The sequence below is a fragment of the Nonomuraea sp. NPDC050478 genome, from assembly GCF_044458265.1.
GTDB lineage: Bacteria > Actinomycetota > Actinomycetes > Streptosporangiales > Streptosporangiaceae > Nonomuraea > Nonomuraea ferruginea.
In genome coordinates, this window is record NZ_JBITHT010000006.1 from 615,204 (window position 1) to 627,630 (window position 12,427).

General features: G+C 71.9%; 9 protein-coding genes. 3 read left to right on the forward strand and 6 right to left on the reverse strand.

Going from position 1 to position 12,427, the window contains the following annotated elements; all coding sequences use genetic code 11:
* Nucleotides 1-115 precede the first annotated feature (115 nt).
* Genes ACIBF7_RS31995 through ACIBF7_RS32005 form a run of 3 tightly spaced genes read left to right on the forward strand, consistent with a single transcriptional unit; the run spans nucleotide 116 to nucleotide 3,126 of the window.
* The gene (locus ACIBF7_RS31995; protein ID WP_148029465.1) at nucleotides 116-1,078 is read left to right on the forward strand and encodes a tripartite tricarboxylate transporter substrate binding protein; all 963 of its coding nucleotides are present in this window, start codon (nucleotides 116-118) and stop codon (nucleotides 1,076-1,078) included.
* Nucleotides 1,078-1,605 (forward strand): tripartite tricarboxylate transporter TctB family protein, encoded by a 528-nt coding sequence (locus tag ACIBF7_RS32000; protein WP_148029464.1) that lies wholly within the window; start codon nucleotides 1,078-1,080, stop codon nucleotides 1,603-1,605. The genes ACIBF7_RS31995 and ACIBF7_RS32000 overlap by 1 nt, the downstream gene beginning before the upstream one ends.
* Nucleotides 1,606-3,126: a tripartite tricarboxylate transporter permease gene (locus ACIBF7_RS32005; RefSeq protein ID WP_397198813.1), complete on the forward strand. Its 1,521-nt coding sequence runs from the start codon at nucleotides 1,606-1,608 to the stop codon at nucleotides 3,124-3,126. It abuts the gene before it with no gap.
* Nucleotides 3,127-3,165: 39 nt separating this feature from the next.
* On the opposite strand, the gene ACIBF7_RS32010 is transcribed toward ACIBF7_RS32005, so the two are convergent.
* From ACIBF7_RS32010 to ligA, 6 genes are all read right to left on the reverse strand, one after another.
* Nucleotides 3,166-4,485, reverse strand: a complete 1,320-nt coding sequence (locus tag ACIBF7_RS32010) for an MFS transporter (RefSeq protein ID WP_397198814.1) — start codon at nucleotides 4,483-4,485, stop codon at nucleotides 3,166-3,168.
* A 112-nt stretch (nucleotides 4,486-4,597) separates the two neighbouring features.
* Complete coding sequence (gene gatB / locus ACIBF7_RS32015; protein ID WP_397198815.1) at nucleotides 4,598-6,103, reverse strand: Asp-tRNA(Asn)/Glu-tRNA(Gln) amidotransferase subunit GatB; 1,506 nt, start codon at nucleotides 6,101-6,103, stop codon at nucleotides 4,598-4,600.
* 38 nt (nucleotides 6,104-6,141) lie between these two features.
* Complete coding sequence (gene gatA / locus ACIBF7_RS32020; protein WP_397198816.1) at nucleotides 6,142-7,635, reverse strand: Asp-tRNA(Asn)/Glu-tRNA(Gln) amidotransferase subunit GatA; 1,494 nt, start codon at nucleotides 7,633-7,635, stop codon at nucleotides 6,142-6,144.
* On the reverse strand, nucleotides 7,632-7,931 hold the full coding sequence (gene gatC / locus ACIBF7_RS32025; protein WP_049556801.1) for an Asp-tRNA(Asn)/Glu-tRNA(Gln) amidotransferase subunit GatC: 300 nt from the start codon (nucleotides 7,929-7,931) through the stop codon (nucleotides 7,632-7,634). Before gatC ends, gatA begins: the two co-directional genes overlap by 4 nt.
* A 109-nt stretch (nucleotides 7,932-8,040) precedes the next feature.
* Complete coding sequence (locus tag ACIBF7_RS32030; RefSeq protein WP_364231014.1) at nucleotides 8,041-10,101, reverse strand: EAL domain-containing protein; 2,061 nt, start codon at nucleotides 10,099-10,101, stop codon at nucleotides 8,041-8,043.
* A 161-nt stretch (nucleotides 10,102-10,262) separates the two neighbouring features.
* Nucleotides 10,263-12,425, reverse strand: coding sequence for an NAD-dependent DNA ligase LigA (ligA, locus tag ACIBF7_RS32035; RefSeq protein ID WP_271276452.1), 2,163 nt, complete (start codon nucleotides 12,423-12,425; stop codon nucleotides 10,263-10,265).
* Nucleotides 12,426-12,427: the final 2 nt, after the last annotated feature.

The following is a 12,427-nucleotide window of genomic DNA, read 5'->3' on the forward strand; positions in this document are numbered from 1 at the left end:
CGGGCCGGTTGCGACCAATACGACCACTACGACCGCTACCTGCAGAGTCTCGACGCGGGCGCTCACGGGCCGCACGATCCAGGGTTCATAGATGTGAAACCCCCTGGAGTTGATCATGCGTTTGCGCATCATCGCCGCGCTCGCGGCGTTCTCCGTCGCGCTGGCCGGCTGCGGCGGCGGCAGCGGCGGCGGCACCACGACCCTGCGCATCATGGCCCCGGCCTCGCCCGGCGGCGGCTGGGACCAGACCTCACGCACCGCGGAGCAGGCGCTGAAGTCCGTCGCGCCGGACCGCGGCGTCGAGGTCTTCAACGTCCCCGGCGCCGGCGGCACGATCGGGCTGGCCCAGCTCGCCGGTGAGCAGGGCAACGGCAACCTGCTGATGACCATGGGCCTGGTCATGGTCGGCGCCATCGAGCAGAACAAGTCCAAGGTCACGCTGGCCGAGACGACGCCGATCGCCAAGCTGACCGAGGAGTACGAGATCGTCGTGGTCCCGGCGGAGTCCCCGCTCCAGTCGCTGCAGGACCTGGTGGCCGCGTGGAAGGCGGACCCGGCGAAGGTGTCGGTCGCGGGCGGCTCGGCCGGCGGCACCGACCACATCGTGGCCGGGCTCATGGCCAAGGCCGCGGGGGTCGACCCCAAGCAGGTCAACTACATCGCGCACTCCGGCGGCGGCGAGGCGCTCAACGCGCTGCTCGGCAACAAGGTCACGATCGGCGTCTCGGGCGTCGGCGAGTTCGCCGAGCACGTCAAGTCCGGCAAGCTGCGCGCGCTCGGCGTCACCTCCGGCGAGCGGCTGCCCGAGCTGGACGCGCCCACGCTGAAGGAGGGCGGCCTGGACGTGGAGCTGGCCAACTGGCGCGGCTTCGTGGCCCCCGGCGGGCTCGCCGACGCCGACCGGCAGGCGCTGACCGACCTGGTCACCAAGATGCGCGACTCGCAGCCGTGGAAGGACGCGGTGGCCAAGAACGGCTGGATCGACTCGTTCATGACCGGCCAGGAGTTCGACGCCTACCTGAAGTCCGAGGAGACCCGGGTCAAGGGCATCATCGCCGAGATGGGGCTCGTGTCCTGATGTCCTCACCCGAGGAGCCCACTCTTCAGGAGACCGGGCGCAAGCGCGGCCTTTGGCGGCCCGAGCTGGGGCTGGCCCTGGTGGTGCTCGGTCTCGGCGTGTTCGTCGTCGTGGGCACGCTCGACGTGTCGGCAGCGGCCTCCCGGCTCGGGCCGGGGCCGCGGTTCTTCCCCATGCTGGTCGGCGGGGCGATGATCCTCATCGGCCTGTTCTACGTGGCCGACGTGCTGCGCGGCGGGCGCGGCGACCCGGAGGAGAGCGAGGACGTGGACGCCGAGGCGCCCGCCGACTGGCGCGGCGTCGGCCTGGTGAGCGGCGTCTTCCTGGCCTTCACCGCCGTGCTGGACGTGCTCGGCTGGATCATCGCGGCGAGCCTGCTGTTCTTCGGGCTGTCGCTGGCGCTCGGCGCCGAGCACAGGGTCCGCGCGGCCCTGATCGCGGTGGTGCTGGCCGTCTCGACGTACCTGACGTTCGTCGAGGGGCTGGGCGTCACGCTGCCCGCCGGGCTGCTGTCGGGGGTGATCTGAGTGGAGTCGCTGGGGCTGCTGCTCGACGGGTTCGCCGCCGCGCTGACGCCGGTCAACCTGCTGTACGCGCTCGTCGGCGTCACGCTCGGCACCCTGGTCGGCGTGCTGCCGGGCATCGGGCCGGCGATGACCGTGGCGCTGCTGCTGCCGATCACCTTCACGGTGCCGCCGGCCAGCGCGTTCATCATGTTCGCCGGCATCTACTACGGCGGCATGTACGGCGGCTCGACCACGTCCATCCTGCTCAACACGCCCGGCGAGTCCTCCTCCATGATCACCGCGCTGGAGGGCAACAAGATGGCCAGGCGCGGGCGGGCCGCGCAGGCGCTGGCCACGGCGGCCATCGGCTCGTTCGTGGCGGGCACGATCGCCACCGCGCTGCTGGTGTTCGCGGCGCCGGCCGTGGTGAGCTTCGCGATCTCGTTCGGCCCCGAGGACTACTTCGCGCTGGCGATCCTGGCCTTCACCGCGGTGTCGTCGGTGCTGTCGCGGTCGGTCGTGCGCGGGCTGGCCTCGCTGGTGCTGGGGCTGGCGATCGGGCTGGTCGGCATCGACCAGCAGACCGGGCAGGCCCGGCTCACGCTGGGCATCCCGCAGCTCCTCGACGGCATCGACGTGGTGATCGTCGCGGTCGGGCTGTTCGCCGTGGGCGAGGCGCTGTACGTGGCCTCCCGGCTGCGGCACGCCCCGCCGGACGTCGTACCCGTCGGGCGGGCCTGGATGGGCCGCTCGGACTGGGGCCGGTCGTGGCGGCCGTGGCTGCGCGGCACCGCGCTCGGCTTCCCGTTCGGCGCGCTGCCCGGCGGCGGCGCCGAGATCCCCACGTTCCTGTCGTACGCGGCCGAGAAGCGGCTCGCCCGCGGCGTGGCGCGGGAGGAGTACGGGAAGGGCGCGATCGAGGGCGTGGCCGGGCCCGAGGCGGCCAACAACGCCTCGGCGGCGGGCACCCTCGTGCCGCTGCTCACGCTGGGGCTGCCGACCTCCGCCACGGCCGCGATCATGCTGGCGGCCTTCCAGCAGTACGGTCTGCAGCCCGGGCCGCAGCTCTTCGACCACAACCCGGCGCTGGTGTGGGCCATGATCGCGTCGCTGTTCATCGGGAACACGATGCTGCTCGTGCTGAACCTGCCGCTCGCGCCGGTCTGGGCCAAGCTGCTGCGGATCCCGCGCCCGTACCTCTACAGCGGGATCATCCTGTTCGCCGCGCTCGGCGTCTACGCGCTGAACGCCAGCGCGGTGGACCTCGTGGTGCTGTTCGTGCTCGGGCTGCTCGGGTTCGCCATGCGGCGGTTCGGGCTGCCGGTCGCGCCCGCGGTGATCGGCATGATCCTGGGGCCGATGGCGGAGATCCAGCTGCGTCGGGCGCTGGCCATCGGCGCCGGCGACGTGACCGTGCTGGTGGGCAGCCCGGTCGCGGTGGTGCTGCTCGTGCTGTCACTGCTGGCCCTGCTGACGCCGCTGCTGCGGGGCTTCATGGCCAGACGGCGGATGCCGCCGCTGCCGGTCTCGCACGAGGACTGAACGGCGCGGCCCCGGACACCACCCGGGGCCGCGACCGTCTCAGACCGCCGCGGCTGCGGGGACGGGGGTTCCGGCCCGCACGGCGCGGGGCACGATCAGCAGCCCGGCCGCCGCTATGACCAGGGTCGCGGTGAACACCGTCCAGTAGGCCCCGCCGGCCGCGATGAACAGCGCGGACGTGACGGCGACCGCCACCACCGAGAACACCGACTCGCCCAGGTGGAGCGCCCCGCTGTTCTCGCCGGCCTCGCCGGGGGCCGACAGCTCCAGCGTGAGCACCGACAAGGTCGGGTAGATCAAACCCATCCCGAACCCGGCCGCGATCCAGGCCGGATAGGCCAGCTCCAGCGGCACCCCGGGGAACGTCACGGCCCCCATCGCCACGATGCCCGCCGACAGCGCCACCGAGCCCAGCCGCAGGTTCGTGCTCCGGCTGAACACCTCGCGCCCCTGCAGCCAGGAGGCGAGCGACCAGGTCAGCGCGCCGCCGGTGAGCGCGATCCCGGCGGTGAACGGCGACATGCCGCGCTCCTCCTGCAACATGAGCGGCACCATCACCTCGGCCGCGAAGAACGCCCCGGTGGCCAGGCCGCGCAGCCCCACCACCGCCGGCAGCCCTCTGGCGGCCCTGAGCGTCCCGGGGGGCAGCAGCCTGGGCAGCGCCACGGCCAGGATCACCAGCCCGATCGCCAGCAGCGCGAACCGCCCGTCGCTCCCGTACTGCATGAGGGCCGCCGCCACGGCCGTCACCGCCGCCCACGCGATCTTGCCCATGAGCCCCGGCGCCGGGGCGCCCTGACCGCCGCGCACCGGCTGCCCGGCCAGCCCGCGCGCCAGCACCAGCCCGGCCGCCACGGTCAGGAACGGCACCAGCAGGAACACCCACCGCCAGCCCAGCGTCTCCACGATCACGCCGACGATCGCCGGCCCCACCATCGACGGCACCACCCACGCGGTCGCGAACAGCGAGAACACCCGGGGATGCAGCTCCTCGGGATAGACCCGGGCCACCACCACGTACAGCGCCACGTTCACCAGCGCCCCGCCGAACCCCTGGATCAGCCGACCGGCGACCAGCACCTCCATGGCCGGCGCCAGCCCCGCCAGCGTCAGCCCGCCGATGAACGCGGCCGCGCCGGTCCAGAGCGGCGGGAGCGGCCCGCGCACGTCCGCCCACCGGCCGCCGAGCACCGTGCCCACCACCCCGGCCGCCAGCGCGCTGCTGAACGCCAGCCCGTAGAGCTCGAACCCGCCGAGCTCACGCGCCACCACCGGCATCGCCACCGCGACCGCCACATATTCGAAGGCCACCAGCGACACCATCGCCACCAGGCCCGCGGTCAGAGCAGATGTCTTCATACCGGAGACGGTAGATCCGCTCCTCGCGGAAAACCTCCAGCCACGGCCGTAGGCCGGGGTACGCGGATCGTCCTAGGTCCCGCCCCCACGCGCGGAGGGCGGGACCTAGGACCTACTCGGAGACGCCCAGCTTCTCCAGGATGAGCTGACGGGCGCGGGCCGCGTCGGCCTTGCCGCGGCTGGCCTTCATCACGCCGCCGACCAGCGCGCCGACGGCCGCGATCTTGCCGGAGCGCACCTTGTCGGCGGCGTCGGCGTTGCCCGCCAGGACCCCGTCGATCATCGCCGACAGCTCGCCCTCGTCGTTGACGATCTTCAGGCCGCGCTTCTCGACCACCTCGTCGGGGGCGCCCTCGCCGCCGAGCACGCCCTCCAGCACCTCGCGGGCCAGCTTGTCGTTGAGCGCGCCGGAGGCGACCAGCTCGGTCACCTTGGCCACCTGCGCGGGCGTGATCGGCAGGTCGGCCAGCGCCACGCCGGTCTCGTTGGCGCGGCGGGCCAGCTCGCCCATCCACCACTTGCGCGCGTCGGCCGCGGGCGCGCCCGCGGCGACCGTGGCCTCCACCAGGTCGATGGCGTCGGCGTTGTGCATGGCCCGCATGTCGAGGTCGGACAGCCCCCACTCGGCCTGCAGCCGCTTGCGCTTGACCGTCGGCAGCTCGGGCAGCCCTGCCTTGAGCTCCGCCACCCACGCCGGGTCCGGCGCGATCGGCACCAGGTCGGGCTCGGGGAAGTAGCGGTAGTCCTGCGCCTCCTCCTTGGACCGGCCGGACGTGGTGGTGCCGGTGTCCTCGTGGAAGTGACGGGTCTCCTGCACGATCCGGCCGCCGTCGGCGAGGATCGCGGCCTGCCGCTCGATCTCGCCGCGCACCGCGCGCTCGACGCTGCGCAGCGAGTTGACGTTCTTGGTCTCGGTACGGGTGCCCCATTCGGACGCGCCGCGCGGCATGAGCGAGACGTTCACGTCGCAGCGCAGCGAGCCCTCCTCCATGCGCACGTCGGAGACGCCCAGCGAGCGCATGATCTCGCGCAGCTCGGTCACGTAGGCCTTGGCCACCTCGGGCGCGAGCCGGTCGGTGCCGGGGATCGGCTTGGTGACGATCTCGACCAGCGGGATGCCGGCCCGGTTGTAGTCGACGATCGAGTAGTCGGCGCCGTGGATGCGGCCGGTGGCGCCGCCCACGTGGGTCGACTTGCCGGTGTCCTCCTCCAGGTGGACCCGCTCGATCTCGATCCGCACGGTCTCGCCGTCGACCTCCACGTCGAGGTAGCCGTCGAAGCAGAGCGGCTCGTCGTACTGGGAGATCTGGTAGTTCTTCGGCATGTCCGGATAGAAGTAGTTCTTCCGAGCCATGCGGCACCACTCGGCGATCGAGCAGTTGAGCGCCAGGCCGATCCTGATCGTGGACTCGATCGCCATGGCGTTGGCCACGGGCAGCGCCCCCGGCAGTGCCAGGCAGGTCGGGCACACCTGCGTGTTGGGCGGCGCGCCGAAGGTGGTCTTGCAGCCGCAGAACATCTTCGACGCGGTGCCCAGCTCGACGTGCGTCTCCAGCCCGAGCACGGGCTCGAAGCGAGCGAGCGCCTCGTCGTACGGCATGGCCGTCTCGACAGTCATGATGAGGTCCTTCGTTCAGATCGCATGCGAACCAGCTCCTAGAGCGCCGGGGCCTTGGCCAGCAGGCTGCCGCCCCAGCGGCTTTCGAGGGCCTGCTCCACGGCGGCGCCGACCCGGTAGCAGCGGTCGTCGCCCAGGACCGGGGCCATGATCTGCAGGCCCACCGGCAGGCCGTCCTCGTCGGCCAGGCCGCACGGCACCGAGATGGCCGCGTTGCCCGTCAGGTTGGACGGGATCGTGTAGAGGTCGGCGAGGTACATCGCCATCGGGTCGTCGGCGCGCTCGCCGATCGGGAACGCCGTCGTCGGCGTCGTCGGCGAGACGAGCACGTCGACCTGGTGGAAGGCGGCCTCGAACTCGCGCGAGATGACCGTGCGGACCTTCTGCGCCTGGCCGTAGTAGGCGTCGTAGTAGCCGCTCGACAGGGCGTACGTGCCCAGCATGATGCGCCGCTTGACCTCGGGACCGAAGCCGGCGGCCCTGGTCAGCGCCATGACCTCCTCGGCGCTGCGGTCACCGTCGTCGCCCACGCGCAGGCCGTAACGCATGGCGTCGAAACGGGCCAGGTTGGAGGAGCACTCCGACGGCGCGATCAGGTAGTAGGCCGGCAGGGCGCTCGCGAACGCCGGGCAGGACACCTCGACGACCTTGGCGCCGAGCGACTCCAGGAGCTGCACGGTCTCGTTGAAGCGGGCCAGCACGCCGGCCTGGGCGCCCTCACCCGCGGCGAACTCCTTGACGACGCCGATCCGCATGCCGGAGACGTCGCCGTGTCGCGCGGCCTCGACGACGGACGGCACCGGGGCGTCGATGGAGGTCGAGTCCATCGGGTCGTGGCCGGAGAACACCTCCTGCAGCAGCGCCGCGTCGAGCACGTTGCGGGCGAACGGGCCCGGCGTGTCGAGCGAGCTGGCGAAGGCGATCAGCCCGTAACGGGACGAGCCGCCGTAGGTGGGCTTCATGCCGACGATGCCGGTGACGGAGGCGGGCTGGCGGATCGAGCCGCCGGTGTCGGTGCCGGTCGCCAGCGGGGCCTCGTAGGCGGCCACGGCGGCGCTGGAGCCGCCCGACGAGCCGCCGGGCACCCGGGTCAGGTCCCACGGGTTGTGGGTGGCGTGGTAGGCCGAGTTCTCCGTGGAGGAGCCCATCGCGAACTCGTCCAGGTTGGTCTTGCCCAGGATGACCAGCCCGGCCTTGCGCAGCCGCCGGGTGACGGTCGCGTCGTAGGGCGGACGCCAGCCTTCGAGGATCTTGGACGCGGCCGTGGTCGGCATGTCGTGGGTGGTGAAGATGTCCTTGTGCGCGATGGGCACCCCGGCCAGCGGCCCGAGCTTCTCGCCCGCCCGCAGCCGGGCGTCCACGGCCCGCGCCTGCCCCAGCGTGGTCTCGCGGTCGACGTGCAGGAACGCCTTGACCTGGGGCTCCACCTCGGCCATCCGATCGAGGTGGGCCTCGGCCACCTCGACCGCGGACACCTCACCGGCGGCGATCATCGCGCCGAGCTCGGCGGCGGTCTTGCGGATCAGGCTCATGCCTCCTCCCCGAGGATGCGCGGCACCCGGAAGCGGTCGTCCTCGACGGCGGGAGCGCCCGACAGGGCCTGCTCGGGCGTCAGGGACTGTCGCACCTCATCGGGACGGAAGACGTTGGTCAGAGGCAGAGCGTGCGACGATGGCGGCACGTCCTCGGCGGCGACCTCGGCCACCTTCGCGACCGACTCGATGATGGCATCGAGCTGCGTGGCGTAGTGGTCGAGCTCGTCGTCGGTGAGCGCCAGCCTGGACAACCGGGCCAGATGCGCGACCTCGTCGCGGGTTATGGCGGACATGAGTCGTTGAACCCGTTTCGTGGATGGAGTTTGGACACTCACATCCTAGGGGCCTTGACGGATCGCCTCAGAACCCTTAACCACCTGGTAACACCAGTGGCGTGACGCCTCAGACGGTCTGGGGGAACTCCTCGCCGTACTCGTACTCGCGCTCCTGACGCTCGCGGAGCCAGGCGGTGGCGTCGGCGGCCGGCATCGGCTCGCAGAACAACCACCCCTGGCCCAGGTCGCAGCCGATCTCGGCGAGGCGGAGCGCGACCGTCTCGGACTCGACGCCCTCCGCCACGGAGCGCAGGCCGAACGAGCGGACCAGGTCGACGATGGAGCGGACGATGCGGTCGTCGTCGGCGGAGTCGGCCATGCGGCGCACGAAGGAGGAGTCGATCTTCACTTCGGAGATCGCCAGCCGCTGCAGCCGGATGAGCGACGAGTAACCGGTGCCGAAGTCGTCGAGCGCGAGCGGCACGCCGAGCGCGGCCAGCGCCTTGATGGTCTCCTGGGTGTAGACCTGCTCGCCGGTCAGGATGCGCTCGGTGACCTCCAGCTGGATCGCGGCCGGCGGCAGCCGGTGCCTGGCCAGGCCGGCTTCGAGCTGCTCGGGCAGGGCGGGGCCGAGCAGGTCGCGGGCGGAGATGTTGACCGAGATCTGCACCCGCAGGCCGGTCTGCCACCAGCGGGCGGCCTGCTCCAGCGCCTCGTCGACGACGTAGGCGGTGAGCTGGCGCATCAGGTAGGACTGCTCGGCCAGCGGGATGAAGTCCGACGGCCCGATGGCGCCGTGGACCGGGTGGTGCCAGCGCAGCAGCGCCTCGACCCCGTCGACGGCGCCGCCGGCCAGGGCGACCTTCGGCTGGTAGTGCAGGCGCAGCTCGCGGCCGTCGAGCGCGCGGCGCAGGTCGCCCAGCAGGTTGAGGCGTTCGGGCGAGTTGCGGTCCTTGTCCGGCTGGTAGATCTCGACGCCGGTGCGGCCCTCCTTGGCCAGGTACATCGCCACGTCGGCGCGCTGGAGCAGCAGCTCGAAGTCGGGCGCGTGGTCGGGGTAGAGGGCGATGCCGACGGAGCCGTCGAGGTCGAACGACATGCCTTCGAGCCGCACCGGCTCGGTGAGCGCGGCCCGCAGCCGGGCGGCCACCTCGCGGGCGGCGTGGGCGTCCCTGATGGACGGCAGCAGCACGGCGAACTCGTCGCCGCCGAGCCGGGCCACCACGTCGCCGGGCCGCACGGAGTGGGTGAGCCGGTGGGCGACGAGCTGCAGCAGCCGGTCGCCGACCGGGTGGCCCATCGTGTCGTTGACCTCCTTGAACCGGTCGAGGTCGATGAGGAACAGGCCGACCCGCTCGTCATGGCGGGCCTCGGCCAGCGCCTCCTCGGTGCTGACGATGAGCATCTTGCGGTTGGGCAGCCCGGTCAGCTCGTCGTGCAGCGCCTGGTGGTCGCGGCGCATGGAGAGCGTGGCGGTGAAGTAGACGGCCGCGAGCGGGGCCACGAACAGCGGCACCAGCCCGGGTGAGTGGTTCATCACGACGACGACCAGCGGGGCCAGCCCCAGCAGCCCGGCGTACACCAGGGCCTGCGGCCCGATCGAGGCGCGCAGCACCCGCAGGATGGAGCGGCGCTCGTGCAGCGCCACGGCGCCGCACACGAGGGTGGCCCGGGTGGCGAAGTAGGCGACCCCGGCCAGCGTGATGGCCGGCAGCGCGTCGCCGGTCGGCACCCACGGCACGGCCGGGTTCGGCGCGTGGCCGAACGCGCCGATCACGACGGCGGCGGCGGTGAGCGCGAGCGTCGACTGGGCGATGTTGAACATCACCCGGTGCCAGGCCTTGCGGGTGGCGATGCCGTTGACGGTGACGGCCACGGCCTGCAGGAGCACGGCCACGGGCAGGCCGAGGTAGAGCAGGACCGCGAAGGTGAACATGGCCGAGGGGTACGTGCCGCCCACCGCGGTGGCGGAGGACACCATGACCGGCCGCAGCTCGCCCAGGACGACCAGCACCGCGAGCACCCAGAACAGCGGCGTGCGGACGAGCTCCGTCAAGGGGCCCGGGTCCAGTCTCAGCACGGCCACGAGGAGCGCGGTGAAGCCGATCACGGTGACGCCCGCGAGGAACGCCCACAGGGGCGTGCCGGCGCGCGGCCCGGTGTCGCGGGTGTCGGTTGGGTCAGTCATCGTTAACGAAACCCCCATTAGTTCACTATGGGAGGGTACGACCATAACCCACTTCTCGCAGCCAAGTGCGTACGTTCCGTCACATCTCCTCCCCGGCCTGCACCCACCCTCCGTAGTTACCTGGTCAACGCCCTGTATTCGCAGAAACTTCCCGAGCGTCACTATTCGGGCGTGACCGCCAGCTCCGCGGCGGCGTCGGGCCCGTGTTCGAGCAGGGTCGCGAAACCTTCGTCGGTCAGAATGGGGATCTTGAGGCTGACGGCCTTGTCGTACTTGGACCCGGCGTTCTCGCCGGCGATCAGGAACGACGTCTTCTTCGACACCGATCCGGTCACCTTGCCGCCCCTGGCGGTCAGCTCCGCGCCCGCCTCGTCGCGGGTGTGGCCGGCCAGCGTGCCGGTGACCACGAACGTGAGCCCCGCCAGATTCTGCGGCAGCTCGGAGACGGCCGGGGCCGCCTCCTCCATGCGGACGCCCGCGCGCCGCCACCGCTCGACGATCTCGCGGTGCCAGTCGACCTGGAACCACTCCTTGATGGTGACCGCCATCCGCGGGCCGATGTCCTCGACCGCGGCGAGCTCCTCCTCGGTGGCGTTCATGACGGCGTCGACGGAGCGCAGCTCGGCGGCCAGCTTCTGCGCGGTCGGCGGGCCGACGTGGCGGATCGACAGCGCGACCAGCACGCGCCAGAGCGGCGCCTCCCGCTTGACCCGGTCGAGCTCGGCGATGAGCTGGTGGGCGGCCTGGCTGGGCCTGCCGTCGGCGTTGGAGAACAGCGAGACGACCTTCTCCTCGCCGGTCTTCGGGTCGATCTTCGGCAGGCCGGACTCCTGGTCGCGGACCACCGACCTGATCGGCACCAGCCGGTCGAGCGTGAGGTCGAACAGGTCGGCCTCGGTGCGGACCACCGGCTCCTGCGGCGGCACCGGCTGGCTGAGCGCGGTGGCGGCGACGTAACCCAGGCCCCGGATGTCGAGCGCGTTGCGGTGGGCGGCGAAGTAGAGGCGCTCGCGGATCTGCGCGGGACAGCCGCGGGCGTTGGGGCAGCGCAGGTCGGCGTCGCCCTCCTGCTCGTAGGCCAGCTCGGTGCCGCACTCCGGGCAGTGGGTGGGCATGGCGAAGGCCCGCTCGGAGCCGTCGCGCAGCGCGGTGACCGGGCCGATGATCTCGGGGATGACGTCGCCGGCCTTGCGCAGGATCACCGTGTCGCCGATGAGCACGCCCTTCTTCTCGACGACGGCGGCGTTGTGGAGCGTCGCCCGGTTGACGGTCGAGCCGGACACCACCACCGGCTCCATCACGCCGAAGGGCGTCACCCGGCCGGTGCGCCCGACTCCGACCTGGATGTCGAGCAGCTTGGTGTTGACCTCCTGGGGCGGGTACTTGTAGGCGATGGCCCAGCGCGGCGCCCGCGAGGTGGAGCCCAGCTCGCGCTGGATGCGGAACCGGTCGACCTTCACGACCACGCCGTCGATCTCGTAAGCGGGATCGTGACGGTGCTCGCGGTAGTGCTCGATGTAGGCGTTGACCTCGTCGAGCCCGTCCACGACCCGGTAGAGGTCGCTCACCGGCAGCCCGAACCCGCGCAGCCGCTCGTAGACCTGCGACTGCGACCGCGGCTCCGCCGCGCCCTCCCAGACGCCCACGCCGTGGACGAGCATGCGCAGCGGCCGCTTGGCGGTGACGCGCGGGTCCTTCTGCCTGAGCGTGCCGGCGGCGGAGTTGCGCGGGTTGGCGAACGGCGGCTTGCCCTCCTCCACGAGCTGTTCGTTGAGCAGCTTGAAGTCGTCGACCGGGATGTAGACCTCGCCGCGCACCTCGACCAGGCTGGGGACGTCGTCGCCGGTGAGCCGGTGCGGGATGTCCCTGATCGTGCGCACGTTGGCGGTCACGTCGTCGCCCACCCGCCCGTCGCCCCGGGTGGCGCCGCGCTCCAGCCTGCCGTCGCGGTAGACCAGCGCGATGGCCAGCCCGTCGATCTTCAGCTCGCAGAGGTAGGGGCCGGGATCGCCTTCGGCCAGCCGCTCCGCCCTGGTCAGCCAGCCGGTCATGCCGTCGGCGTCGAAGACGTTGTCGAGGCTCTCCATGCGGGCCAGGTGGTGGACCTTGGTGAACTCGCCCGAGACCGGCGCGCCGACCTTCTGGGTGGGCGAGTCGGGCGTCTGCAGCTCCGGATGGGCCTTCTCCAGCTCCAGCAGCTCGCTGAACCAGGTGTCGAACTGCGCGTCGCTGACCGTCGGCGCGTCTTCGACGTAGTAGCGGTAACGCGCCTCCTCGACCAGCTCGCTCAGCTCGGCATGCCGCTGCCGCGCCGCCGCCGGCATGT

Excerpts from the sequence above, each read along its gene's own strand:
- gatC (WP_049556801.1), bottom strand. The coding sequence starts at position 7,931 with ATGTCCGCCATAACCCGCGACGAGGTCGCGCATCTGGCCCGGTTGTCC.
- ACIBF7_RS32000 (WP_148029464.1), top strand. The coding sequence starts at position 1,078 with ATGTCCTCACCCGAGGAGCCCACTCTTCAGGAGACCGGGCGCAAGCGC.
- ACIBF7_RS31995 (WP_148029465.1), top strand. The coding sequence starts at position 116 with ATGCGTTTGCGCATCATCGCCGCGCTCGCGGCGTTCTCCGTCGCGCTG.
- gatA (WP_397198816.1), bottom strand. The coding sequence starts at position 7,635 with ATGAGCCTGATCCGCAAGACCGCCGCCGAGCTCGGCGCGATGATCGCC.
- ACIBF7_RS32010 (WP_397198814.1), bottom strand. The coding sequence starts at position 4,485 with ATGAAGACATCTGCTCTGACCGCGGGCCTGGTGGCGATGGTGTCGCTG.
- ligA (WP_271276452.1), bottom strand. The coding sequence starts at position 12,425 with ATGCCGGCGGCGGCGCGGCAGCGGCATGCCGAGCTGAGCGAGCTGGTC.
- ACIBF7_RS32030 (WP_364231014.1), bottom strand. The coding sequence starts at position 10,101 with ATGACTGACCCAACCGACACCCGCGACACCGGGCCGCGCGCCGGCACG.
- gatB (WP_397198815.1), bottom strand. The coding sequence starts at position 6,103 with ATGACTGTCGAGACGGCCATGCCGTACGACGAGGCGCTCGCTCGCTTC.